This is a genomic window from Pseudomonas sp. PB120, assembly GCF_009761815.1.
Taxonomy (GTDB): domain Bacteria; phylum Pseudomonadota; class Gammaproteobacteria; order Pseudomonadales; family Pseudomonadaceae; genus Aquipseudomonas.
In genome coordinates this window covers 104,901-129,776 of sequence record NZ_RWIN01000141.1, presented here as the reverse complement: position 1 = coordinate 129,776, position 24,876 = coordinate 104,901, and the positions used below count along the sequence as shown (strand labels likewise).

21 protein-coding genes and 3 pseudogenes are annotated in these 24,876 nt (G+C 61.2%); 10 read left to right on the top strand and 14 right to left on the bottom strand.

Translation table 11 applies throughout. From position 1 onward, the window contains the following. Both EJA72_RS25810 and EJA72_RS25805 read left to right on the top strand, forming a co-directional pair. Positions 1 to 112: pseudogene (locus EJA72_RS25810) on the top strand (4-hydroxy-2-oxovalerate aldolase); the annotation flags it as partial. 244 nt (positions 113 to 356) lie between these two features. Further along, positions 357 to 1,541 carry a multidrug effflux MFS transporter gene (locus EJA72_RS25805; RefSeq protein ID WP_157714707.1) on the top strand — a complete coding sequence of 395 codons (1,185 nt, stop codon included), beginning with the start codon at positions 357 to 359 and terminating at the stop codon, positions 1,539 to 1,541. Positions 1,542 to 1,548: 7 nt separating this feature from the next. On the opposite strand, the gene EJA72_RS29865 is transcribed toward EJA72_RS25805, so the two are convergent. The 4 genes and pseudogenes from EJA72_RS29865 to EJA72_RS25790 form a co-directional block, all read right to left on the bottom strand. Next, a complete protein-coding gene (locus tag EJA72_RS29865) occupies positions 1,549 to 2,412 on the bottom strand; it encodes a methyl-accepting chemotaxis protein (RefSeq protein ID WP_372240750.1) in 864 nt (287 codons plus the stop codon). Beyond that, positions 2,407 to 2,688, bottom strand: a pseudogene (locus EJA72_RS29860) (HAMP domain-containing protein); the annotation flags it as partial. The gene EJA72_RS29865 and the pseudogene EJA72_RS29860, both read right to left, overlap by 6 nt. A 1,002-nt stretch (positions 2,689 to 3,690) precedes the next feature. Next, positions 3,691 to 4,917 (bottom strand): NAD(P)/FAD-dependent oxidoreductase, encoded by a 1,227-nt coding sequence (locus EJA72_RS25795; protein ID WP_157714705.1) that lies wholly within the window; start codon positions 4,915 to 4,917, stop codon positions 3,691 to 3,693. A 54-nt stretch (positions 4,918 to 4,971) separates the two neighbouring features. Further along, the gene (locus EJA72_RS25790) at positions 4,972 to 5,751 is read right to left on the bottom strand and encodes an alpha/beta fold hydrolase (RefSeq protein ID WP_157714704.1); all 780 of its coding nucleotides are present in this window, start codon (positions 5,749 to 5,751) and stop codon (positions 4,972 to 4,974) included. Positions 5,752 to 6,005: 254 nt separating this feature from the next. On the opposite strand from EJA72_RS25790, the gene EJA72_RS25785 reads away from it, so the two are divergent. Further along, on the top strand, positions 6,006 to 7,136 hold the full coding sequence (locus EJA72_RS25785) for an FAD-dependent oxidoreductase (RefSeq protein ID WP_157714703.1): 1,131 nt from the start codon (positions 6,006 to 6,008) through the stop codon (positions 7,134 to 7,136). Between the two features lie 16 nt (positions 7,137 to 7,152). Then, positions 7,153 to 7,962 carry an SDR family oxidoreductase gene (locus tag EJA72_RS25780; protein WP_157714702.1) on the top strand — a complete coding sequence of 270 codons (810 nt, stop codon included), beginning with the start codon at positions 7,153 to 7,155 and terminating at the stop codon, positions 7,960 to 7,962. A gap of 137 nt (positions 7,963 to 8,099) precedes the next feature. Here the strand turns inward: EJA72_RS25780 and EJA72_RS25775 are convergent, their stop codons facing one another. Further along, positions 8,100 to 9,008, bottom strand: coding sequence for a LysR family transcriptional regulator (locus EJA72_RS25775; RefSeq protein ID WP_178129585.1), 909 nt, complete (start codon positions 9,006 to 9,008; stop codon positions 8,100 to 8,102). Between the two features lie 214 nt (positions 9,009 to 9,222). Here EJA72_RS25775 and EJA72_RS25770 point away from each other — a divergent pair, with 214 nt between their 5' ends. From EJA72_RS25770 to EJA72_RS25755, 4 genes are all read left to right on the top strand, one after another. Next, entirely contained in the window at positions 9,223 to 9,729 is a 507-nt protein-coding gene (locus tag EJA72_RS25770) for a sigma-70 family RNA polymerase sigma factor (RefSeq protein WP_372240747.1), read from the top strand. A gap of 23 nt (positions 9,730 to 9,752) precedes the next feature. After that, positions 9,753 to 10,751, top strand: coding sequence for a FecR domain-containing protein (locus EJA72_RS25765; protein WP_372240746.1), 999 nt, complete (start codon positions 9,753 to 9,755; stop codon positions 10,749 to 10,751). A gap of 169 nt (positions 10,752 to 10,920) precedes the next feature. Continuing rightward, positions 10,921 to 13,728: a TonB-dependent receptor plug domain-containing protein gene (locus EJA72_RS25760; RefSeq protein WP_178129584.1), complete on the top strand. Its 2,808-nt coding sequence runs from the start codon at positions 10,921 to 10,923 to the stop codon at positions 13,726 to 13,728. A 47-nt stretch (positions 13,729 to 13,775) separates the two neighbouring features. Beyond that, positions 13,776 to 14,855, top strand: a complete 1,080-nt coding sequence (locus EJA72_RS25755; RefSeq protein WP_256679765.1) for a cytochrome-c peroxidase — start codon at positions 13,776 to 13,778, stop codon at positions 14,853 to 14,855. A 15-nt stretch (positions 14,856 to 14,870) separates the two neighbouring features. Here the strand turns inward: EJA72_RS25755 and EJA72_RS29855 are convergent, their stop codons facing one another. From EJA72_RS29855 to EJA72_RS25715, 9 genes and pseudogenes are all read right to left on the bottom strand, one after another. Continuing rightward, the gene (locus EJA72_RS29855; RefSeq protein ID WP_372240749.1) at positions 14,871 to 15,734 is read right to left on the bottom strand and encodes a methyl-accepting chemotaxis protein; all 864 of its coding nucleotides are present in this window, start codon (positions 15,732 to 15,734) and stop codon (positions 14,871 to 14,873) included. Beyond that, positions 15,729 to 16,802: pseudogene (locus tag EJA72_RS29850) on the bottom strand (methyl-accepting chemotaxis protein); the annotation flags it as partial. The gene EJA72_RS29855 and the pseudogene EJA72_RS29850, both read right to left, overlap by 6 nt. Positions 16,803 to 16,962: 160 nt before the next feature. Next, positions 16,963 to 17,811, bottom strand: coding sequence for a fumarylacetoacetate hydrolase family protein (locus EJA72_RS25745; RefSeq protein ID WP_157714699.1), 849 nt, complete (start codon positions 17,809 to 17,811; stop codon positions 16,963 to 16,965). A 60-nt stretch (positions 17,812 to 17,871) separates the two neighbouring features. Continuing rightward, positions 17,872 to 18,252 carry a nuclear transport factor 2 family protein gene (locus tag EJA72_RS25740; protein ID WP_157714698.1) on the bottom strand — a complete coding sequence of 127 codons (381 nt, stop codon included), beginning with the start codon at positions 18,250 to 18,252 and terminating at the stop codon, positions 17,872 to 17,874. 32 nt (positions 18,253 to 18,284) lie between these two features. Continuing rightward, complete coding sequence (locus tag EJA72_RS25735; protein ID WP_157714697.1) at positions 18,285 to 19,067, bottom strand: SDR family oxidoreductase; 783 nt, start codon at positions 19,065 to 19,067, stop codon at positions 18,285 to 18,287. A 66-nt stretch (positions 19,068 to 19,133) separates the two neighbouring features. Continuing rightward, positions 19,134 to 20,474 carry a DUF3500 domain-containing protein gene (locus tag EJA72_RS25730; RefSeq protein ID WP_157714696.1) on the bottom strand — a complete coding sequence of 447 codons (1,341 nt, stop codon included), beginning with the start codon at positions 20,472 to 20,474 and terminating at the stop codon, positions 19,134 to 19,136. Positions 20,475 to 20,549: 75 nt separating this feature from the next. Then, complete coding sequence (locus EJA72_RS25725; RefSeq protein WP_157714695.1) at positions 20,550 to 21,278, bottom strand: dienelactone hydrolase family protein; 729 nt, start codon at positions 21,276 to 21,278, stop codon at positions 20,550 to 20,552. Between the two features lie 155 nt (positions 21,279 to 21,433). Next, positions 21,434 to 22,228: an IclR family transcriptional regulator gene (locus EJA72_RS25720; RefSeq protein ID WP_157714694.1), complete on the bottom strand. Its 795-nt coding sequence runs from the start codon at positions 22,226 to 22,228 to the stop codon at positions 21,434 to 21,436. 63 nt (positions 22,229 to 22,291) lie between these two features. Further along, positions 22,292 to 23,482 (bottom strand): multidrug effflux MFS transporter, encoded by a 1,191-nt coding sequence (locus tag EJA72_RS25715; RefSeq protein WP_157714693.1) that lies wholly within the window; start codon positions 23,480 to 23,482, stop codon positions 22,292 to 22,294. 74 nt (positions 23,483 to 23,556) lie between these two features. Between EJA72_RS25715 and EJA72_RS25710 the strand changes: the two genes are divergently transcribed. After that, positions 23,557 to 24,180 carry a TetR/AcrR family transcriptional regulator gene (locus EJA72_RS25710; RefSeq protein WP_157714692.1) on the top strand — a complete coding sequence of 208 codons (624 nt, stop codon included), beginning with the start codon at positions 23,557 to 23,559 and terminating at the stop codon, positions 24,178 to 24,180. Positions 24,181 to 24,295: 115 nt separating this feature from the next. Further along, positions 24,296 to 24,841, top strand: a complete 546-nt coding sequence (locus EJA72_RS25705) for a HupE/UreJ family protein (RefSeq protein WP_157714691.1) — start codon at positions 24,296 to 24,298, stop codon at positions 24,839 to 24,841. The last annotated feature ends 35 nt before the right edge of the window (positions 24,842 to 24,876 follow it).

Here is a 24,876-nt window from a genome sequence, read left to right as displayed (position 1 = left end):
GTACGGCCTGAAAACCCTCGACATCCTGGTCGAGCTGGGCAAACGGCGGATGGTCGGCGGTCAGGAAGACATGATCGTCGACGTCGCGCTGGACCTGCTCAAAAACCGCTAATACCGCCAATACCTGCGGCAACACCTGCATCTCAATGTGGCAACACCTGCATCTCAATGTGGGAGCCAGCCTGCTGGCGATGGACGTCAACGATAACGCGCCCCGTCTGGATGAACGCGTTGCCCGGACGTTTTTCGCGAGCGAGCTCGCTCCTACATCTGATCCCAGCATTTTCCAATTACCACGCCCGGCCCGGTGCCGGGCGTTTTTGTTTCCGGCCTCTTTCGAAAAAAGGAGTTGTTCCTTGAACAGTACGACCACTGCACTACGCCCGATCTCCGTGCCATTGCTGTTCCTGCTCGGCAGCCTGGCAGCCATCGCTCCCTTGTCCACCGACATGTACTTGCCGGCATTCTCCATGATTCGCCAGGAACTCGGCCTGGCCGCGGGCGAGGTGGAGCTGAGCTTTTCTTCGTATTTCATCGGCATGTTGATCGGCATGCTGTGTTATGGACCGATCAGCGATCGGGTCGGGCGCAAGCGACCGCTGCTGGTCGGGCTCGGCCTGTATGTGTTGTCGAGCGCGGCCATTACCCAGGTCGACGGCCTTGCCAGCCTGGTGTTTTTTCGCTTCCTTCAGGGCCTGGGCGGTTGTGCCGGGGCGGTGCTGACGTTCGCCATCATCCGTGATCGATGCGACCTGTCCCAGAGTGCGCAAAACATTTCCCTGTTGATCCTGATCATGGGCGCAGCGCCTATCGTGGCGCCGCTGCTGGGTGGTTGGGTCATGGTGCTGGGCGGTTGGCGCACGGTGTTCAGCCTGTTGTGCCTGTTCGGCGTGGTGCTGTTTTTCTACGCGTGGGCGGTGCTCGATGAACGGCCGGCGGCCCATCCTGCCGTGGGTGGGGTTCGTGGGGTCGTGCACGACTATTGGGACTTGCTCAATACCAGCCCGTTCATGACCTTCGTGCTGATCCAGGCGCTGGTCATGGGCTGTATGTTCAGCTACATCATCGGCTCGCCATTGGTTCTGATGGAAGTTCACGGCATCGCACCGAGTGCATTCGGGTATTTCTTCGGTGCCAACGCCCTTGGCGTCATGCTGGCCGGTCAAGTCAACCGGGCGTTGTTGAAGCACTACGCGCCCATCGAAATCCTGCGCACGGCGTTGTGGTTGCCCCTGGTGGGCGGCACTATATTGGTGATTGACGCGCAACTGGTCGGCAGCACCCTGTGGCTGGTGCTGCCGGGGTTCTTCATTGCCGTGTGCAGCGTCGGGTTCGTCAATCCCAACGCTTCCGCGCTGGCGATGGCGGATCAGGGGCGCCGGGCCGGCAAGGCATCGGCCATCCTCAACGGTGCGATCTTCGGCGGCGGCATGCTGGCGGGGCTGCTGCTCAACCTGTGTTACACCGGCGGCACAGGGCCGGTGGCCTGGCTGATCTACATTGCTGCGTTGCTGGCGATTTTCGTCGGCCGCCGCCTCTGATTCGGCTTCAGGTACGGAACCCGGTCACGGCGGCATTCAACGTGCTGCCCACCAGGCCCAGTTCGCGCACCGCACCCTCCAGGTGAACACTCGCCGAGCTGCTGCGCTCGGCGATTGCCCGCACTCGCGCCATACTGTCGCCCACCTGTCCGGCCACTGCGCTTTGTTGTTCGGCGGCTGCGGCAATCTGCTGACTCATTTGCTCGACAGTGGAGACCCCGGCACTGATTGTCTGCAATGCTTGTGAAGCCTGCGCGGTCAGGGCGACGCTCGCCCGGGTCAGGGCCTCGCTGCCTTGCAGGCGGTCCGATGCTTCGCCACTGACCTGCCGCAATTGCTCAACGATGGTGGCGATCTCTTCGGTGGACGCTCGGGTGCGCCGGGCAAGATTTCGCACCTCGTCGGCGACCACGGCAAACCCACGGCCATGGTCGCCGGCACGGGCCGCCTCGATGGCGGCATTCAGGGCCAACAGGTTGGTCTGCTCGGCCAGTGCATTGATCACTTCAAGCACCCGGCCCACCGCGCCACTTTCCTGCAGAAGGCGTTGCATGGCCTCACTGCAGCCGGTCATCTCGTTGGCCAGGTGATCGAGGCGAGTGCTGGCCTGACGCACCAATTCGTCACCGCGACGGGCCTCGCGGTTGGCTTGCTGCACGGCGTCACACGCATCACTGGCGTTACGCGCAACGTCCTGGGCGCTGACGGTCATTTGGTGCATGGCGGTCGCGGCGAGTTCGGTTTCGGCATTCTGTTGCTCGACCCCTTGGGTTGTCCGTTCCGCGACCTGAACCACGTCGTCGGCGGTGCGGTTGAGCGTGCCAATGTCCTGGGCAATGCGCCCGACCAGGCCGCGCAGGCTGTCGAGCATGCTGCCGACACTGCCCAGCAATTGACCGAGCTCGTCATTCCGGTTGTCGGGCGTGGGTTCGGCCGTCAGGTCACCCGCAGCGATTCGCCGGGTCAGCGCCAGCACTTGGTTCAGTGGCCGCAGTATCAGATGACGGATCAGCACGGCGGCGCCGACGCCCAGGATCAACGAGATGATCAGGATCGCGCCGAGCAGTTGTGTCACGTGGTAGCTGGTCTGGTGCCAGGCTTGTTCCTGCTTGTCGCTCACGGCGCCAAGGCGTTCGCCGACTTGCATGCTCGCATGGTTCATCGCTTCCTGACTGGACGTGGCGCGATCGCGGCTGGCAACGAAGTGTTCGAACGCGGCGCGGTAGCCTGCCAGTGCGTCGTTGGCCTGGCGCAACGAGTCTTGCTCGCTGCCCCGTAGTTGGCGGGCCAGGCTGTCAAGGTACGTGAGCAGCTCGGTCATGCGGGTTTCCCAGTCGTCGCGGGCGCTCAGGCTGTTTTCATGGGCGAAGTACAGTTCGCTGTCGCGCAAATTGGACAGCTTGTCGCGCAGCATGGAGGTCTGTTCCAGCAAGGTCATCTGTTCCTGGGACGCCGGTTGCGACTGCTCGGCAGCGGTGTTCAGTGTGTCGAGCTGATCGAGCAGCACCGCGCTGAAGCGTTCGCCCAGGGTCTTGGCCAGTTCCTGCATGCCGACCCGGGCATCGCGCTCATCGCGTTTGGCCTCGGTATAACGCTGGAACTGCTCGAAGTAAGTGGCCCGCGCCTCGTCCGCCGACACAGCGTCGGGCAAGCGCTCACGGTACAGGCCCAGGAGCCCGCCCAATTGCCGAACTCGGTCGATAACCTGGTTGGCGGCCTCCGTGGACAAGGTCAGGCCGAAGTCTTTCTCGGCCGTGCGGGCCTGTAACATCAAGGCGCGGGCACCACCGAGGTCGCGGATCACCGCCCCACGTTGTTCCAGCGTATGCAGGGCATAAAACGCGGTACAGGCGACCGCGAGTGTCGATGCCAGAACGAGGCCGAAGCCCAGGGTGAGCTTGGCGCCCACCGAAAGATTGCCGAATACACGAACGAACATGTTCATCTCCATTCAGGGAGCAGCCATGGCGTGGTGTCGACAGGCAGCGGACGTCAGCGGCCGGTGCGTGTAGGCAGCGCCATGCAGGGTAGGGGTCAGCGGGCGCCGGTTGTAGCAGGGTCAAAGGAGGAGCCGGGCATGACGGTTGTTTTTATTGTGGTCATGGACGCGGGGCGCAGCGTTCGTCGCAGCCCCGCATGGCGTGGGGCGTCAGTCGAGAAGACTTTTCAAGGCCACACCGGTGTCGGCGATCAGCGCCGGATCGGGCGAAATACCGGCCGCCAGCAGTTTGCGGCTGAGGATGTGTTCGAGTGGCTGATTGATTGAGTCGACTGCAATCAGGGTGCTGTCGCGGTAGTGGAATACCGAAAAGCGACCGCCCTCGGGTTCGCCACGGATCACGCAGTGAGTGCGGCCCACCGACAGGCCGACCATTTGCAATCTGACCTCGCCCTGGTCACTCCAGAACCAGGGCAACGCGTCATAGCCTTGCGTTTCGCCAAGGATCAAGCGCGCCACCAGGCGTGCCTGGTCATTGGCGTTCTGGATCGATTCCAGGCGCAGGCGGGCGTTCTCGGCGTAGCGGTTTTCGAAGGCCACGCAGTCACCGATGGCAAACACGTTGGGTGCCGACGTGCGCATCTGTGCATCGACCAGGATGCCGTTGGCACAGGCGATACCCGCGTCCTGCGCCAGCTCGCTGTTGGGCAGCGAGCCGGCACCAACGATCACCAGGTCGGCCGGCCATTGCGCGGTGTCGGTGCGCACAGCGCTCACCTGGCCGTTGTCGCCGAGAAAGGCCTTCACGGTGCTGTCGAGTTCGAGGGTGATCCCCTGTTCGCGATGCTTACCGGTCACATAGGCCGAGACCTGCGGTGACACCGAGCGCTCCATGATACGGGACGCGGTTTCCAGCACCGTGACCTGTTTCCCGAGCTTGCGCGCGGTGGCAGCGATTTCCAGGCCAATGAAGCCACCGCCGACGATGACGATGGACTGACAGCTCGCCAGACGCTGGCGCAATGTGCGGGCCTGTTCGAGGGTGCGCAATTGCACAACGCCGTCCAGCGTACTGCCCGGCAGTGGCAGGGTGCGTGCGCGGGCGCCGGTGGCCAGTACCAGTTGGTCGTAAGGCAACACGCTGCCGTTGTCCAGGTGCAGCGTTTGCGTGTGCGTATCAAGGGCATTGACCCGGGTGTTCAAGCGCAGGTCGATGCGTTGTTCATCGTAGAAATGTGGCGGTTCGAGCAGCAGTCTGGTCTCGGCTTCGGCGGTGTCGTTGGTCAGAAAGGCCTTGGACAATGGCGGGCGGTGATAGGGCAGATCGCCCTCGTCGCTGAGCAGGGTAATCGTGCCGGCGAAGTCCTGTGCACGCAGGGCCGCGCAGAGGCTGACCCCGCCATGCCCAGCGCCGACGATAACGACATGTTTTGTCATTTTGTTGTCTCTGTCGTTTGTAGGCAGGCCGGCGGTATGAGCGCCGGCCGGTGATTATTGCTGGAAGAATCGGTGCAGCAGTTGCTCGACGGCCGCAGGCGCTTCGTGGTTGCAGATGTGCCCGACGTTCGCGATGACCTGTAACTCGGTGTTCGGATTTCGCGCGGCCATCGCCTGCATGTCGGCGACCGGACCGCCGCCGTGATCATGCTCGGCAGCCACCAGCAGGGTGGGCACGCGAAGCTCGGGGAAGCGCGCACTGAAGTCCATCTCGATGAAGGCGCGCACGTACGCCAGGTAGCCTTCCAGGCTGGTATTTTTCATCATGCGGCGCAGCAGGCTGTCCACTTGGGGATGGCTGGCGCGGAAGTCGACACTCAACCAGCGGTCAACCGTGACGTCGGCCAGTTTGTTGATGCCCTGAGCCTGCGCGGCATCGCAGCGACCGCGCCAGAACTCGCGGCGCTCATCGGGCTGACGGGGACGGCAGCAGAAGGCGGCGATACGCGTGACCCGCTCGGGGTAGTCCAGGCCAAGCGCCAGGGCCAATGAACCGCCGAAGCCTAGGCCCACCACGGCACAACGCTCAATGCCCAGGTGATCCCATAACTGCACGACGCCGTCCCGGATGTCGGCAAATTGGCAGTCCTGCGGCGGCGCCGGGCTGTGGCCGTGGCCCCAGGGATCGAAACGCAGCACGCGAAAATGCGCCGACAGCGCCACGGCCTGGTCGGCCCAGAACTCGGCATCATTGCCGATGCCGGGAATAAACGTCAGCCAGGGCGCATTCGCCGGCCCGCTGATGACATGATGGAATGTGGGTAATGTTTTCATTGAACGGACTCCTTCGCTGGCCGTAGGTTACGAACGGACTGGAGGCGGAGGTAGGCGATGAGCTGGATGGCTGCTATCCGGCCAGTGCATGGCTGCCGATAGAAAGCTGCGTTGCGTTTTTTGCGGGAGTGCGCGGCGTTGCACGCCTGTAGGATCAAGGCTGGCCCGAAGCCGCGCCATGAACCATCGCGGCGATTTCAACAATAACAATAGGCGGCCCGGGACGGGCTTATCCCGCGCCGTTGGAGAGTCACATGGCTGCACTCATTCAATCGGCCCTGGTGGTCGGCGGTGGTTTTTCCGGTATGTCGGCGGCCATCGAGCTGCGCAAGCGCGGTATTGCCGTGGACCTGGTGGAAATTGACCCAGACTGGCGCAACTACGGCGCCGGCATCAGCATCGGTGGCCCGACACTGCGAGCGTTTCGCACGCTTGGCATTCTGGAGCGCTTTCTCGAAGAAGGTTATGCCTGCGACGGCCTGGATATTTATTCCCCGGACGGCACGTTGCTGACCCAGGTTCCGACGCCACGCGTCGCTGGCGAAGAGGTGCCGGGCAGTGGTGCGGTGATGCGTCCGGTGCTGGCAAAAATACTGGCCGATGCCACCCGCGCCAGCGGCACCGATGTGCGTCTGGGTTGCACACTGAGCGCGCTGGAGCAGGATGCCGACGGCGTCACGGTGGACTTCACGGACGGTACGCGTCGTCGCTACGATTTGCTGATTGGCGCTGACGGTTTGTATTCCCCGATGCGCGAGCGCCTGCTGCCTGACGCCCCTCGACCGCGTTACAGCGGGCAGGGCGTGTGGCGTGCGGTGTTGCCGCGTCCGGCGTCGATCACCTGCACCATGTTGTGGGTCGGCGATCACCTGAAGGTCGGCCTGAACCCGGTGTCCAGGGACGAGATGTATTTGTTCGTCAATGAAGACCGGCCGGTGAACGACTTTGTGGCGCCAGAGCAATTCCTGTCACGGCTCAAGGGCTTGCTCGACGCCTTTTCCGCTCCTGACGTACGTCACGCCAACGAGATGCTCAATGAAGATTCCCTGGTGATTTTCCGCCCGCTGGAAGGCCTGTTGGTCGACCGGCCCTGGTACCGCGGCCGTGCAGTATTGATTGGCGACGCGGTACACGCCACGACCCCGCACCTGGCTTCTGGCGCCTGCATCGGCATTGAAGATGCCATCGTGCTGGCTGAAGAGCTGGACACGGCATCCAGCCTGGCCGCTGCACTGGACAGTTTCCAGCAACGTCGATGGGAGCGCTGTCGGATGGTGGTGGAAAACTCCATGCGCCTGGGCGAAATCGAGATCAACGGCGGTGACAAGGGCGAGCACATGCGCATCATGCATGCGTCGTTTGCCGCGCTGGCCCAGCCAATCTGAACCGAGGGAGCAAGTGATGAAGGTGTTGAACGAACATGTTGTCCTGGTGACCGGGGGGGGCTCCGGCCTGGGCCTGGGCCTGGCGCGCCACTGCCTGGAGGAGGGCGCGCAGGTGGCAATCTTTGAAATCTCCGCCGAAAAAGTCGCGCGGCTGCGTGAAGAGTTCGGTCCTGACGTGCTGGTGGTCCAGGGCGACGTCACGCGCCTTGCCGACCTGCGCGCCTGCCGTGAGGCCGTGCTGTCGCGGTTTGGCCGGCTCGATGCGCTGATCGGCGCGCAAGGCATCTTCGACGGTAACGTACCGTTGCTGGAGATGCCGGAGGAACGACTGGACGCACTGTTCGACGAGGTGATGCAGGTCAACGTGAAAGGTTATCTGTTGTCGGCCCGGGTGTTCTTCAACCTGCTGCGCGCGAGCGAAGGCGCCATGGTCCTGACCACATCGACCGCGGCCTATGCCGCCGATGGTGGCGGTGCGGTGTACAGCGCGAGCAAGGGCGCGATCCGAAGCCTGGTCAACCAGCTGGCGTTCGAATTCGCGCCCCATGTACGGGTCAATGCCGTTGCACCGGCCGGGATTGCCAACAGCCAGTTGAGCGGGCCGCGTTCACTCGGGCTGGAGACCCAGAAGCAATCCGACATTCCCGAGGCGGCCTTTCTCTCGATGTTCCGTTCGCTCAGCCTGTTGAAGGAACTGCCGACGCCCGAAGACCACGGGCCGCTTTATGCCTTCCTGGCCTCCCGGCAAAACCGCATCATGACCGGCCAGACGGTCGTGGCCGACCAGGGCATGCTGAACCGGGCGGTGTTGCACCGACAGCACTGAAACCCCGTCATTCTCCTGTGGGAGCGAGCCTGCTCGCGATGGACGTCAACGATAACGCGCCCTGTCTGGATGATCGCGTTATCTGGGCGTTCTTCGCGAGCAGGCTCGCTCCTACAGGTTTCTCGTGAACTCAGTCGTCACGAGCGGTTTTTCAGCAGCAGAGGCGCTTCCTGCTCCAGCAGTTTTTGCACCGTACGTGTCGCCAGGGTATTGGGGCGGCGCAGCGAGCTGGCCAGGACCACGCTGCGCATCAGTTCCGGCTTGATGATGCGGGCGACCGAGAAACGCGGGTCGTCGACGTGTTCGAACAACCCCGAAGTAATGGCGTAACCCCCGCCGGCGGCCACGATTTCCCATTGCAGACGGATCGAATCGGCTTCCACCGCGCAGTCGAATTGAACACCGTGCGACTTGGATAATTTTTCAAGCCTGGCTCGCAGCGGGTGCGGTCGGGAAGGCAGCACGAGGGGAAGGCCTTGCAGGCTGGATAACTCGATGGTCGATTGCGCAACGGCCGGGTCTTGCGAGCGACCCACCAGCATGAGCTTGGGCTGCACCAGCACCGATTCTTCCGACGTCGACACATCGGCTTCGCGCAGGAGCAACGCCATGTCGACGCGGCCCTCATTGATAAGCTCCTCGAGGTAGGCGCTGCTGCCTTCGCAGATATGCAACCGGATGCGCGGATAGCGTTCATGCACCAGTTTGTAGATCGGCCCGGCGATAGGCTCCACGGTGGATGGCAGCAAACCGATGCGAACTTCGCCGATGGGGATGCCCCCGGAGGTGCGGATCACGTCGGAGACTTCTTCCGACTCCTCGGCGAGGGCCTCGATGCGCGGCAAAATCTGCAGGCCGAATTCGGTGAGGTTTACACCGCGTCCGGTGCGGTTGAACAGCCTCACTCCACATTCCCGTTCCAGTTGAGAAATGTGGCGGCTGATCATCGATTGCGGTACATCAAGCGCCACGGCGGCTTGTGTCAGGCTCCCCAGTTTGGCGACCTTGATGAAGTGGTGCCATTTTGGGTCCAGGATCGATTGCACGGGCGCTGTCCTTTTTGTTTTTTTGGAAGTCGTAAGGGCCCGGATTATTCCACGCGTGCGGTTTGTTGGGCAAAGCGTTGATGAGGTGTTTTTGATTTCCAGACTGAAGTGACCGAAGCGAAATAAACTTAAGTCTCATTTGATAATGCTTCTCAATGGGCTTAGTATCGCCGCGCCTTCCAGGCAGTCCTCCTGTTCCAAGAGCGTGGTCGTCGTGTCAGAGCGCAGTCAAAAACTCGAACTCTATCTGTCCCATCGCAAGGCGCTGGTGGAGTACGCATCGCCCATCGTGGGCTGCCGGTCGAAAGCGGAAGACGTGGTGCAAGACGCCTGGCTGCGCTTCAACGAAGCCACCACCGACCGGATACCTCTGGCGCAACCGGTGGGTTACCTGTACCGCATCGTGCGCAATCTCGCCTTTGACCTGAACCGGCGCCTGACCCTGGAAAACCGCCATCCGGCCAGTGAGGATGAGCTGCAGGGGTTGCCTTCTGATAATCCTTCGCCAGAATGCGAAGCGCTGTACAGCGATGAGTTGCAGCAACTGCACAACGCCCTGGCCCGATTGCCCGAGCGTTCTCGCCAGGCGTTTGTCATGCACCGGTTGCATGGCATGACCTTCAAGGACATTGCGCAGCGTTTGGGCATTTCTTCCAGCCTTGCCCATCAACTCGTTCGCGATGCGCTCACCTACTGCTCGGAGCAATTGAGTGATGACTGAAACCACGCCAAAGGCCTTCCCGAGTGAGTGATTCCAACCGTGCAACCTCCGGATCGTCGGGTGCTGGCCCCAGGGACCCGGTGTGGGAAACGGCGCTGGACTGGCTGCTGCGCGTGCAGGAAACACCGCACGACGCCGCGCTGCAACACGCGCTGAACACCTGGCTTGAGGACTCGCCCGATCATCTGCGGGCCTATCGCAAGGCTGAGAAAGTCTGGCGCTTGAGCGGGCAGTTGATGAGCAGCCCGGCCTTCGATTCCCGCTTGCCTGCACTAGCCGCTCCTCCCAACAGGCGACGCCGCTGGCTGCGTCGCGTCATAGCCAGCAGTGCGGTGGCCGCGTGCGCGGTGTTGCTGGTCTTGCCCGACTGGCAAGGCATCACGGCCGATTACCGCAGCCCGACCGGCGAACACCAGCAGGTCACGCTGGCCGACGGTAGCGTGGTGGAACTGGACAGCGGCAGCGCCATCGACGTGCAGTTCACCCCCGATAAACGCCGGGTAACGTTGCTGCGCGGCCAAGCATTTTTTTCGGTCAAGTCACAGCCTGAGCGTGCCTTTGAGGTGACGGCCGAGGCGATTACCGTCACGGTCACCGGGACGGCGTTTGCCGTGGAAGTTTCCCCGGAAACCATCGATGTCAGCGTCGCGCACGGCTCGGTCAAGGTGGCGGATACCCGTCAGCGGGATGCTGCGCTGGAACCGCTCAAACCGGGACAAGGCGTTCGATTCCTGCGTCAGGGCCAGGGCCTCCAGCGCCTGCAGACGCCAGTGGAACAGATCGCGGCGTGGCGCCACTGGCAACTGCTGGTGGTCGACCAGCCCCTGAGTGAAGTCGTCGCGCGCTTGCGTCAGTACCAACCCGGGTTGATCGTGCTCAACGACGATGCGCTGGGCAAACGCAAGATCACCGCCGCGCTGGACTTGCGTTCACCCCGGCTTGCACTGCAAGCGGCCCTTGCGCCGCTGGGTGGGCAGGTGAGGGCGCTGAGCCCTTATGTGCTGATGGTTTCCGCCGACTGAGCGCGGTCCTTTCTCGCGTTTTTCCAACCCGTTCAGGCTGCCGTGTCATCGACACGGCTTTTTTTTTGCTTATTTCTGGAAATCGCCGAATGCCGTTCGTTGTTACCCATGAAAGCTACTGATAAGGATTCGCATTAGCGACTCCGAACTTCATTCTACAGGTAACCGAATGCTCCGTTCGATGCGTATTGCCGAGTCATCGTCGCCGATTTCCTTGTCCCGGTCGGGCACCTTCGCCTTGCTGATGGCGCTGCCATTTCTGGCGCATGGCGCCGTTGCGCCAGTCACTGCGCAGCCGTTGACGGCCCCGGCAAAAAAAAGCACGTACGCCTTCAGTATTCCCGCCGGGACATTGGCCAACAGCCTGATGGTGTTGGCCCTGCAGTCCGGCGTGCAGGTCAGTGTCGAAAGCAAGGTGGTGCAGGGGCTTTCGAACAGAGCGGTCGAAGGCCGCTTGAGCCTCGAGCAAGCGTTGGCGCAATTACTGGATGACCGTGGCCTTGCCTGGCAGTACAGCCATGACAATGCGATCACCGTCTACCCGCGCGATGCCGACCAGGTGCTGCAACTGGACAGCACCCGGGTCACCACGCCGGCGGTGGAGTATCAGTCCGAACGCACCGTCGACCGACGCATGATCGAGTCGCTGCCCGCCGGTAACGGCGACATCACCAGCCTGTTGCGCACCAACCCCAGCGTGCAGTTCGACGACAGCCAACTCGGTGGCAAGAACCCCGGCGAGATCGGCCCGGCCAACGTCAGCATCAACGGTGCGCGCTACTGGCAGAACCTGTTTGTGGTCGATGGTATGAGCATGAACAACGACATCGACCCGGGCTCAGTGACCGACAGCTATGACCAGGTGGCGGGCCGCAGTCAAGGGCTCGCGCTGGACACGGATTTGCTGCAAGACATCAAGGTCTACGACAGCAACGTACCGGCGTCCTATGGTGGTTTCAACGGCGGGGTAATCGAGGCCAACACGCGCAATCCCACGCGGGACCTGCATGGCAAGGTGTCGGCTCAGATGACCCGTTCGGCCTGGACCCGCTACCACCTGGACAAGGACGACCCGGACCTGGAAGCGTTCGAGGCAGGCTACGGCACCGGCAATCAGCCGGAATTCGACAAGCTCATTACCCGCGCCACGCTGGAAGGCTACCTGACCGATAACTTTGGCTTGATGGGCAGTTTTTCGCGCAAGGAGTCCACCATTCCGACCCGCACATTTGCCCTGAGCCACAACACCGATCAAGCCAACGAAGAACACGAACAGACCCGACGCATCGACAACTATTTCCTGAAGTCGGTGTGGCAGATCAACGATGACTGGGGCCTGGACGTCAGCCTGACCCATGCGCCGGAAGTCGCGCACACCTACGGCAGCAATGCGCTGTATTCGGGCCGCGACACCACCGCCGGCGGCGACGCCGTCAGTGCCCGTTTGCTGTGGAATGCGCCGCTGGCCACTGTCGAGCAAGTCCTGAGCTGGAGCCGACTGGAGAACTCCCGCGACTCGGAGTCCGACTACCTGATTGCCTGGCGCACCTCGACGACCAAGAACTGGAGCGGCTCCACCACGGCCAGCGAAGGCGGCATGGGCGATATCGAGCAGGAACAGGAACAACTGGCCTATAAGCTCAAGGTCGACTGGAATGGCTTTCAAGCCCTCGGCCTGGAACACAATGTGCAAACCGGGCTGGAGCTCTCGCAGAGCTCGACCTTTTACGATCGATCCACGCCTTACACCAGTTATTCCGTGGCCGGCATGACCTCGACCGCCACGTGCGTGGGCAACGACCCGCTGTGTTCGGTCGGCAAGACGGTCAACGGCTGGAAAGGGCAGTACGCAAAAACCAAAACCATCACCGAGGGCAAAGTCGAGTTCGATAGCCAGTCCTGGGCGGTGTTCCTCCAGGATGAAATGCGTTGGGGCCGCTTGAAAGTCAGGCCGGGTGTGCGCGTGGATGCCGACGACTACATGGACAAGACCACCATTGCCCCACGGCTGGCGGTGGAATTCGACGTGTTCGGCGACGGCCAGACCCGTCTGATCGGCGGTGCCAACCGGTATTACGGGCGCAACCTCTCGGCCTACCGATTGCGTGACGGTGTCGCCGCGTTGCAGAGCAACTACACGCGCGCCAGCCAGACCTCGAACTGGGTCTACAGCTCGCAGGTGGCCAACGGCGCCAAGTTCAACAGCCTGGACATTCCCTACGACGATGAGTTGACCCTGGGCGTGACGCACATTCAATGGAACACCGAGTTCGCCCTGAAGTACGTCAATCGCAAAGGGCACGATCAAATCTCCCGCGCCTGGGGTTCGCAGATTGGTCAACCCAGCACCGACCTCAAGGAGTTGGCCAGCAACTACTTCACCTATTACAACGGCGGTGAAAGCGAGTCTGAAATCTATAGCCTGACCGTGACCCCGTTACGCGATTTCTCGTTCTGGGGCACCAGCACCACCGGCCAGGTGGGCCTGGATTTGACCGATGTGCAAAGCTCGGGTTTGTCCGACTACACCACCAGCATCGGTTTGCTGTACGTCGATGATCCGGTGATTCAGTACCAGGGCAAGTTCATCACTTATTCGCAGCGGCCTGCCGAGAATTACAACCGCCCCTGGACCGCGCGCCTGACCACCATGACCGCCATCCCGCAGCTCAACCTGAACTGGAGCAATTTTCTACGCTACCGCGATGGCTACCGCCGGATCGCTGGAACCGGGGCCACGGTCGAACACAACGGAGAACAAGTGCGTGTCTGGGAAGAAACCGACTACGCGGGCGCACTGACCTGGGACACCCGATTGGGCTGGGAGCTGCCCACTGCCAAGGATCAGGCGCTGTTCGTCAATCTTGACGTCAGTAACCTGCTGGACAAGGTCATCGTCAGCAGCACCGACAGCGACGATGTCGTCACCTACGAGGTCGGCCGTCAGTTCATGCTTGAAGTGGGTTATCGCTTTTGAAATCGCTCAAACTTGCCGCTCCATTCGCCGGCTGGCTAGCGCTATCGTTGACGGGCGTACACACCAGCGCGGATGAATTGTGTGGGGTTCAAGCCAAGGAGCCGGGCGCCTATCAAGCGTGTATTGCGCAGCTGTACCGCAAGCCGGTCGCGCAATGGCCTGCACCACAGATTGACGCCGACGTGGCCTGGCAAGAAATGGCGCCGTTGCCGGCCCGGGCACCGTCACCTTCCGACAACCCGTTCACCGAAGCCAAGGCCGTTTTAGGCGAGCGGCTGTTCAACGACCCGAAGTTGTCCCGTTCCGGCCAGATCGCCTGCGCCTCGTGCCACGAGCCCGACGAAGCCTTCGCCGATGGGCGTCGTGTTTCATTTGGGCATGACCGTCAAACCGGTCGCCGAAATGCACCGAGCGTGGTGATGAGCGGCTTCACCCGGCACCTGTTCTGGGATGGTCGAAGCCCCAGTCTTGAGGCCCAGGCCGTGGTGCCCATTGCCGATCACGTTGAAATGGCGTTCACCACTGACGAACTGCTGACCCGCCTCAACAACGATGCCGAATACCCCAAGCTGTTCGAGCAGACGTTTGCCTTGAAGGGGCCCATCGTCGCCGAGCAGATTGCCCAGGCCTTGGCCACCTACCAGCGCACCCTGGTCAAAGCCACCCGCAATACCGCGTTCGAACAACTGTTGCTCGGCCGCCCGCAGCGCATGAGTGACCAGCAGCTTTACGGCCTGCACCTGTTTCGCACGCAGGCGCGCTGCATGAATTGCCATTTCGGCCCGACCCTGAGCGACGACCAGTTCCATAACCTGGGGCTGACGTATTACGGCCGCAAATATGAAGACCTGGGGCGTTACGAAGTGACCGCAAACCCACAGGATGTTGGCGCTTTTCGCACCCCGTCGCTGCGCCTGCTGAGCAAGACCGCGCCGTGGATGCACAACGGTCTGTTCGTCAACATGGAAGGCACGATCGCCTTTTACAACCAGGGCATGCCTCGACCCGAGCCCGTCGGGCCACAGAAAAACGATCCGTTGTTTCCCAGGACCAGCGACCGTTTGAAACCGCTGGGCCTGGACCTGGAACAACGGCGGGCGTTGATCGAATTTCTTGATTCGCTGTGAGGCAGGGGGGCGAGGTCAGGTTTGAAACTGTTTGACGATGTGCTCAAGCTGCTTGCCCAGGTTTGCCAGTTCCACACTTGAGCTCGCCGTGTGATCGCTGGCACTGGCGGTGCGTTGCGTGATGTCGCGCACGCTGAGCACGCTACGGTTGATGTCGTGGGCCACCAGCGCCTGCTGCTCCGCGGCCGTCGCGATTTGCAGGTTCATCTGCTGAATGGTTGAGACGGTGCGGGTGATTTCTTCCAGGGAGCTGCCGGCCTGTCGCGTCAAATCGACACTGCTGGCGGTGAGCGCGCGGCTGGTTTCCATGACGGACACCACGTGCGCGGTGCCGTCCTGTAGGCTGATGATCAGTTCTTCGATTTCTTCGGTCGATTGCTGGGTGCGTTGCGCCAGGCTGCGCACTTCATCGGCGACTACGGCGAAACCCCGTCCGGAATCACCGGCGCGGGCGGCTTCAATCGCCGCGTTGAGGGCCAGCAAGTTGGTCTGCATGGCCACGGACCTGATGACGTCCAGTACCGTGCCGATCTTGTCGCTTTGCTCTTTGAGCCGGCTCATCGCGGCAGTGGATTTTCCCGTTTCGATGGCCTGCCGCTCGATCTGCTCGATAACCTGGCCCACCACATCTTCGCCTGCGCACGCCTGTTGATCCGCCACCAGCGCCGCGCGCTGCGCCTGCTGCGCGTTGCGTGCGACCTCTTGCACGGTGGCGACCATCTCATTCATGGCCGAGGCGACCTGTTCGGTTTCACTTTTCTGCGTGTGAATGCCCGAACTGGTTTGCGTGGCCACGTTCGACAGACGCTCTGCCGCGCCAGCGATTTGCTTCACGCTGCTGCTGATGTTGCCGACCAGGTTGCGCAAGTTCACCACCATCCGCTGCATGCTGCGCTGTAACTGGCCCATCTCATCCTGACGGTCAACCACGATGTCCTGACTGAGGTCGCCGGAGGCGATGCGTTCGGCCAGTGCCAATGTCTGCAAGAGTGGTTGCACAATTTGCCGAGTAATAAACCAGGCCGCGAGTACGCCCAGGACAATCGCCACTATCAGGCTGACGACGATCATTCGCTGGGCACTGCGCACGTCGCCGGCGCGCTTGGTCGCTTGATAGTCGATCAGCTGTTGATTGAGGGCGTCCAGCTGCGCACTGGCCTCGAAGAGTTGTTTGCCCGCCGCCTCGCTGCTGGCAACTTCATGGGCGAAGCGCTGCAAGTGCTGGTTGTATTGAGCGAGTGTCTGTGCGGCGCGCTGCAGGTTGGGTTGGGGTTCCCCATGCGAAGCGCCGAGGATGTTGTCGACGGCATGGACGATGCTGTCGATACCTTCCAGCGCGCCGCGACCCTTTTGCGCCTCATTCGTATAGTCAAAGTCATGCACCTGCAGCATGAGTTGCTGGATGCTCTGGAAGAGTTGCCTGATCGCTTGCAGGTTGATCACATTCTGCTGCGCGTTCTCCGACGCTCGAACAATGTCGTTGACCGCGTCGTTGAGTTGTTTGCTGGCCAGCCCGATGGTGCTGTCGAGGGTCGTGAATTCGGCGTCGCGATTGGCAAAACTCTCGCCGATACGCGAGAGGTGAGCGCGGTAATCCTTGATGATGCGTTGCTGCTCAGTGAGCAGTTGCCGTTCCTCCGGTGCCGTCAGCAGGGAGGCGAGTTGCAGGTGCTGGGCTTCGATCGTATCCAGCGTTTGAAAAAGGGCGGTAGCGGCCGGTTGACTGTGGTGACGCTGGTATTGAGCGTATTGCGTACCCAGCGAGCTGATCAGGCTGTTGATGTTACTGATCTGGCTGATTTTGTCGCTGCGCGAAATGATGCTGTGGGTGCTGTACCAACCGGTCGCGGCGATCACGACGGTTAACAGAAGAATGAGGCCAAACCCTATGGAAAGTTTGGCGTTGATCCTGATGTTGCAGAAACAATTGCTGAGCCATCTGAACATGGAGCCCCCACGGAAAGGTCGCGCGCCAATGCACCCTCCACCGGGCGTGCGAATGAAGAAAAAGCGCCCGCGCCCTGTCGGACCCCCTGAGTGACCGTTACTGCGGCGCAGGCACTTCTCGTTTCGACTGCGCGTTAACGGCGCAGGGCAGGGCTGCCGGTCACGGCGCTGCAACCACGGGGTTTTCGATGTAGCCCAGTTGCTCGATTTCGGCGCGCACCACATCGCCGACCTGAAGCAGCTTACCCAAGGCCACGCCGACACCCGCCGGTGTGCCGGTGGCGAGAATGTCACCAGGCTCCAGCGTCATGACCGTGGAGAGGTATTCGATCTGCTGGTAAATGTCGTAGATCATGTCGCCGGTGGTCATTTTCTGGCGTTCTTCGCCATTGACCGTCAGGCGCATTTCCAGGGCCAGTGGGTCGGCGATTTCGTCGTCGGTGGTCAGCCAGGGGCCAATCGGGCCATGGCTGTCGAACGACTTGCCCAGGGTGAAGGTCGGCGAGCGGTGTTGCCAGTCACGTGCGCTGACGTCGTTGGTCACCAGGTAACCGGCGATCACGGCTCGCGCGTCGGATGCCTTGACGTTACGGCAACGCTGGCCGATGACCACCCCCATCTCGATTTCATAGTCCAGTTGCTTGACCGCCGACGGGAACAGAATCGGGTCGTAAGGGCCTGTCAGGCAGGACACTTGTTTGTTGAACCACAGCTGGCTGGTCGGAATCGGAATACCGGCCGCGCGCGCTTCCTCGGCGTGGGCTTTGTAGTTCAAGCCGATGGCCAGGTACTTTTGCGGGTCGTTGACCGGATTCTCGAGGCGCACTGCCGACAGGAGGAAGGCGGGTGCAGTGGCGGCCTCCAGTGCCGGGCGTAGTTCAGAAAGATGCCCCAGCAAATGGCGCATCGAGTCATTCACCCCGGGAATGCCAGAAAGATCGATGACGCTGTTGCCTTCCAGTTTCCCAATGCGTGTGCGGCCGCTCTCGGTAAAACGAACGATTTTCATAGGATGTGTCTGCCGTCTTTTTTTATGGTTTTGGTTGAAGTAGTCGGGAGGTAGTAACCGCTAGTCGCGCACGACCGTGAGCTGGAAGCTGATGAACTTCCATCCCGAAGCGGTGCGCCGGAGCACTTGGGTGACAAAGCCCCGCATGAGCTCCTGCGCGCCATCGGCCGTGCGCAGGTGATTGACGATGGGGCCCGTCAGGACGGCCATGTCATCGCTGCCGCGAATGCTCAGGTCGCCACGCTGGACGTCGACAAAACCGCGTTTACGGCCAATGTGCTCGATCAGCTGGGTTTTGGTATGAACCAGGCCGGTGCTGTGGACATGCACCAGATCGTCGTCGAACAGCGCGTTCAACTCATCGATGTCCACGGCCACCAATGCCAGCTGCCTGCGGCGTTCCAACGCCAGAATCGCGTGTTCCGTGTGTTGATCGAACATGGGGGATACCTGTGCATGACGCGAAACAGTGATCAGATCAGCCCTTCGTACGAGCCGCCGTCGAGTTGCAGGTTCTGGCCAGAGATGTAGCTGGCCTGGCTGCTGCACAGGAACGCGCAGGCATCGCCAAACTCTTCGGGCCGGCCAAGGCGTTTTGCGCTGATGGTCGAGGCGATCTGGCGCCGGGCTTCTTCATGGCTGACGCCTTGCTCTTTCATCAGGCGCTGCGCCATGAATTCCTGGCGCGGCGTATCGATGCGCTCAGGTAGCAGGTTGTTGATGGTCACGTTGTCCTTCACGACTTCAACGCTGATCGCCTTGCTGATGGCCGTCAGCGCAGTCCGTGCGGACGTGGACAAGCCCATGATGTAGTGCGGCGATTTGACCATGGCCGAGGTGATGTTGATGATCCGGCCAAACCCCCGTGACTGCATGCCGGGAATGTAGGTGCGCATCAGTTGCACGGCGGGAATCATGTTGGCTTGCAGGGCGCCCAGCAGCGCCGCTTCGTCCCAGTCTTGCAGGCGTCCCGGAGGAGGGCCGGCGTTGTTGTTGACCAGGATGTCGACCTCTGGCACCGCTTCCAGGATATCCGCGCGGCCCTGGGCGGTGGTCAGGTCGGCAACCACGATCAAGACCTGTGCGCCCGTCACCTCTGTGCGCAACAGGTCGGCGGCCTGCTGCAGTTTTTCTTCATTGCGTCCGTTGAGGACCACCGTTACGCCTTCGCGAGCGAGGGAACGTGCGCAGGCATAGCCGAGCCCTTGGGATGAAGCCGAGATGAAGGCTGTGCGCCCTTTGATTCCTAAATCCATTGTTGTTTTTCCTCTGATGTAATCGAAAGCAGGTGGCAGCACTCGCCGGCCGCCGCGACGGGTGTGTCAGTGCGAATGGTCATGTCCGTGCGGGTGGCTGTGGTCATGGTCCTGCGGGTGGTCATGGGAGTGATCGTGGCCACCCCCGTGCCGGGCCATATGCGGCGAACCCTGGCGGTGTTCGTTGAGGTAATGCTGGCGCAGCAGGTCTTTGCCGTAGTCATTGCCGTTGGGGGTTCTGACCACGGTGTGGATATGGAATTTTTGCGGCGTCTCGTTGTTCAGCCAGACGCCGCTATGGTGGTCGAACTCCACCATGATCAGCGGGCTGTGCACGCGGTAATAAAAGGGGTCGTCGTCACCGTGTCCGCCAATCCAGCTGAAGTACGTACGCTCGAGCATGGACTCGACATGGCGCAGGCGTACCTCCCGCGGACCCTCTGGCAAGTACTCGATAAACGCGTCGACGATCTTCAGCAGTTGCTCTTGTTGGCCCGATGAAAACTGCGCCGCACAAACCCCCTCATAGGGAATGATCCGGTTATCGCGATAAGCGGCGCCCAGCTGGCGCTCGTCGGCAAAGTGCCAACGGTCTTCGGGCATCGCCGGGTCTTTCATCTGCTGGTAGGTGGTGGCCCGTTCGCGCAACGTCGGTGAGAGCGAGCGCATCAATTGCAGCCCGAAACTTTCCTCGTTCTGGAACAGCGAAAACGCGCCGTGGGGGCCCCGGTCGATGTGGGTCGGTTCTGCGCCCATGAACGTGGGCGAGATGATCATTTGGCCGCCCACCATCAAGCAGTTCAGTGCCAGGTGATGACCGTAGAGGTTCCAGCCCCAGGGCTCGGTCGTCGAAGGCGTGCCGAACAACAGGAAGTGATAACTCCACTCGTTCATGATGTTGCGCAGGTCGTACAGCTCGCCGAGGAACAGGTTGGCGATGCGGCACTGTTCGGTCTTGAGGTAACCCTCCGCGCTCAAACTGGCCCGCAGCACCTTCATCACCGCTTCGCGTGAGGCGGTTGAGAGGTAATCCAGGCGAACGCCATTGGCGTTCATGGGGAACTCCGGGTTGTACCAATCGCGCCATTGCGGTGCGTCGATCGGGTACTGCATCGCCTGGCGTTCGCCTTCGTTCAAACTGGCCAGCAGCGCCTGGCCGGCCGCCACTGCTTTGTGGATGTCGAGCCCTTCGTTCGCGAGCCGGAACAGTCCTGGCTCCACCTGGCCATCGGCCGTCATGCCCTTGAAGGGCTCCTGATACAGCGCTTGCCACGTATCGATCAGGGACTTGGCCTTGGCGGAGGCGATAATGGGTTTGGCGTATTCAAAAGGATCCTGGCCCCGGGCGTTGACGATTCGTGGGGAATCGAGGGGAAGCAGATAGTCACGAAAGTTCTTGCTGCTCATAGCGTTTGCATTCCTCGCTACTTGTTATTGATGGGGCTGCCGCGCTGGCCAGCCCAAGGCCTTTGGCGCCTCCCTTCAACTCGCCAGGCTTTCTTCCAGGAAGCGCTTCAAGGCCGCCCACGCGCGTTTGTCGCTTTGAGCGTGATAGGCGATGACGTGAGGTTTGTTGGCGCGATCCGAGTCAGGACGGGTGAAACCGTGTCTGGTATGGCCATACAGATTGACCTCCCAATCCACACCGGCACCGTTCATGTTGTGTTGCAGCGCTGCGAGCTTGGGCAGTGCCGCCATCGGGTCTTCGTAACCGGTGAGGAGCAGGGCTTTGCGCGGTGACGGGGAGTGGGCCCATTCTTCAGACACCAGGTCGAGCCCGCCGTGGATGCTGACCGCGCCCCGGACATCGCCCACCGTGCGCAAATACTCGAGTGCCGAGGCGCCGCCAAAGCAATAGCCGAGCATGACGATTCTTTCGCCATCGACGCCCGGTTGGGCCGCCAGTGCTTCGCGGGCGGCCTGCAGGCGACCCATCCACGTTTTACGATCGGCGGCGAATCGCCCGATCATCGGTCCGATTTCGCTCTCGCTGGACAGCACCTTGCCGTCGCCCCAGATATCCGCGGCCAGTGTGGCATAACCCTCGCCAGCCAGTTTTTCGGCGATGCCTTTGATGAAGTCGCTGACGCCAAACGCATCGTGGACGAGCAAGATGCCCGGAAGTTTGTCGCCTTCCGGCTGGCTGAAGTAGCCGAGCAGACGGGCATCGTCGTGGACGTATTCAAGAGGTTTGTTGACGGTTGATTTCACACGCGCTCTCCACTTTTTTATTGTCGAGAGAGACGCAGCGTCCCCTTGGTGGGCAGGCGTGCGTGTCTCTAAGTGGAAGCCACAATAACGTGGGTCAAAGCCTCGGCGGGGACGCTTTCCGTTCTGTGGAAACGAGGTGCTCAGGGCGTGTCGATTCAGAAATGTTCGATCAGGACGCGGCGTGATGCACGCATGGATTTTTCGATCAGCAGCACCTGTTGCTTGAGCAGTTGCACGATGTTTTTTCGGCGCGGCTCTTTGAGCCTGGAGTCAATCGTGCCGATGCTGATGGCACCGATTGGGCGCAACATGGAGTCGCGAAATGTCATGCCTAACGCGGTGACACCCAGGGTCAGGCGGTTGCGGATCAGCGAGTAATTCTGGCTTCGGGTTTCCAGGATCGCCTGGCGCTGCTGTTCAAGGTTCAGGTGATGAAACTGTCCCAGGCGTGAGGCGGTGGCTTCAAGGATGCGCTCGCATTCGTCATCGGAGCAGGCCGCCAATATCGCCAGGCCCCCGGCACCCACGCCCAATGGCCGGCGACTGCCGATGTCCAGTGAGATGGTGCGCGTAGAGAAGGGGCCTTCGATGCGGTCAATGCACACCGCGTCGTAGCCGCTGCGCATGACAAAGTAGGCGGTGGCTTCACTCTCCTGGCACAGCCGTTCGAGGGCAGGGCGGCACAAGCTGCGAAAATCGAATATCTCGGCCGCGGCGAGGCCCAGTTCGTAGGCCACCGGGCCGAGCAGGTAGCGCCTGGATTCTTCGCTCTGGAACGTGAGCCCGGTATCACCCAGTTGTTTGAGCAATCGATGCACCGTGCCATGGGGCAGCGCACTTCGGCTGGCAATGTCCGTGAGGGCCAATCCGCGCTTACCGGCCGTTGCCAGTAAACGCAAAATGGTGCTCGAGCGGTTGAGTGTTCCTATCTCTGACTTGTTCATCGCCATGGCTATGCCTGCTTTTTCATTGTTGTTCAGGTGTGAGCGGTTCGCGTGGTTCAAGGGTCTTGCTTAAAACTCGATTCTTTTCGGTAGCCAGGCGATGCACAGCAGTGCGGCCGTTGCCGCGCAGATCAGCATCACCATGATCAATCCCACGCTACCCAGGTACGCCAGTGCGCCTGAAACCGCGGTGACCAGCGCGCCGGCACCAAATTGCAGTGAACCCATGAGCGCTGAGGCCGTGCCGGCATATTCGCCTTGTTGAACCAGCGCCAAATGGCTGCCGGTGGGCATGATCGAGCCGAGCAGGGCAACGGTGATGAAGAGGCCGGCACTGAGCACGACAAGGTCGCGATGCCCGCTGGCCAAATAGATCATCAGCAAGGTCAGGACAATCACGTAGGCGATGTTGAGCAGTCGGAAACTTCGCAACGCACCCAGGCGGTGATGTATCCACGGATTGATCAGCGCAGCGGATACCAGGCCCAGCGCGTTAAGCGCGAAGAGCAGGCTGAACCGGGTAGGGGAGAGCCCGTATTCAGAGATGAAGACGCTGGCGGAACCGGCGATGTAAGCGAAGAAGCCTGCCTGCGCCGCGCACAGTGCGAGGACGTACGGCAAGAAACGCTTCTCGAAAAAAATCCTCACGTAGTTGTGCAGTACCTGTTTCAGGGCCGAACGTTTGCGCAGTTCAGCGTCACGTGTTTCTTCCAGCACCAGGGCAACCGCTGCGGCGACGATCACGCCATACCCGGCGAGTGCCCAGAAGATGCTGTGCCACGAAGTGCTCGTCAGCAGGGCGCTGCCCACCATCGGGGCGAGGACGGGCGAAAGGCCCAGTACTGCGAGGATGATCGAAATCATCTTGCCCATTTCCCCGTCGCGGAACGCATCCCTGACGATGGCAAAGGCGATGACCAGGCCAATGGAGCCCCCCAGGCCCTGCAAGAAGCGCATCCACAGGTGCTGCTCAAATCGGGTGCTCAATGCACAGCCGATGGAGCCAACAATGAAGACGGCGAGGCCGAGGTAAATGACCGGCTTGCGTCCATGCTTATCGGAAAGCGGGCCGTACACCAGCTGGCCGAGCATCAGGCCCAGAAAGTAAACCATCAGGCTCAGTTGCATGACCCCTTCATCGACGCCGAGATCACGCGCCATGTCGGGGAGACCTGGCAGATACATATCGATGCCGATAGGTCCGGCGGCACTGAGGGCCGCCAGTACAAAGGGGATGACGCGTGTAGAGGTGGACCGCATGAAGAGATTTTCTTTAGGATGGGCGGGGATTTTAATTATGAAACCGATTGGTTTCCTAAGTCAACGAGGTCGCGATGGCGCGCACTGGACGTCCTTTGGCCATGCCGGCTGAAGAAAGAAAAAAAGAAATCTATGTGGCGGTTGAACAACTCCTGACCGAGCGTGCCTACGAAAAGGTGACGATGTCGGAGATCGCGGCCAAGGCAGGCATGTCGAAAAAGACGCTCTATGTGTACTTCGCTGACAAGAATGAATTGATGGAGTCGCTCGTCGCGTCTTCCTATGTCTGGCCGCAAAAGGCGCAGGAAGATGCATCGCCGGACCCGGTTCACGCCCTCAGGCTGCGGCTGCATGGCATTGCCGAACATGTGCTGTGTGAGCACCATTTGCGCTTGTGCCGCCTGGCAATCGGTGAGCGGGTGGGGCATACCAGAATTGCCGATATGTTCTACGAGATGGGTATCAGTGCCAGTCGGGGTTCATTGATTCTGGCGGTAGAGCGCATTGAGCCATCGAGATGGAACCTGAAAATAAAGAGCTTGCTGTTGGTCGAAATGATCTTCGGCGCGTCGATTGGCTACCACTTGATGGATGCGTTGCTGACCGGGCGTTTGCCGGATAAACAGCTCATCCAGGACGCCATCGATGAAGTGATCGAGTCGTTGTTCAGTTCCGCTCAACCGCCTGCAACGCGCTGACCCCGCGCGGACTTCCCACGTCGCAGCAAATCATTTCCGTCAGGTGGAAACGCTCGGGGGGCTCGTATCGTCTCGCGTTATCGTCACGAACCACATCCCCATTCGGAACGTTTCCATGAGAAAGACCCTGACGCTCGTCCTGTTGTTGATCGCCATGCCGGCCTTTGCCCATCCCGGGCATGACGGCAGCCCGCTGCAGGACGGCTTGCTGCACCCGCTGACCGGCCTGGATCACCTGTTGATGTTGCTGGGCACCGGCATCCTGGCCGCGCTGTCCGGACGCTCGCTGACATTACCCGTCATCACCCTGGCAACGATGTTGTGTGGTGCGTTGATGGGGCACTTGCTGGGTGACCTGGTGGGCGTGCAGAGCATGATCCTCGTTTCATTGTTGGTGCTTTGCGCCGCCATGTTGCTGCCACAGCGTCAGGCGCTGTTGGCCATGGTCATGCCGGTATTTGCGCTGTTTCACGGTTGGTCTCATGGCGTGGAAGCCACTCCCGGCGCGTTCTGGTGGTTCAGTGCGGGTTTTGCGGTCGTCAGCGGTTTATTGCTGATGGCGGGCTTTGCCGCCGGATGTTGGCTGGCCGCGTACCCACGCCTGCAGAAGGTTTGCGGTGGTGGGTTGCTGGCGGGTGCGGCGATTGTGTTGGCAGGTTAAAGCGGTTCGCTCTTTCGCTGCATTCACTCATTGAA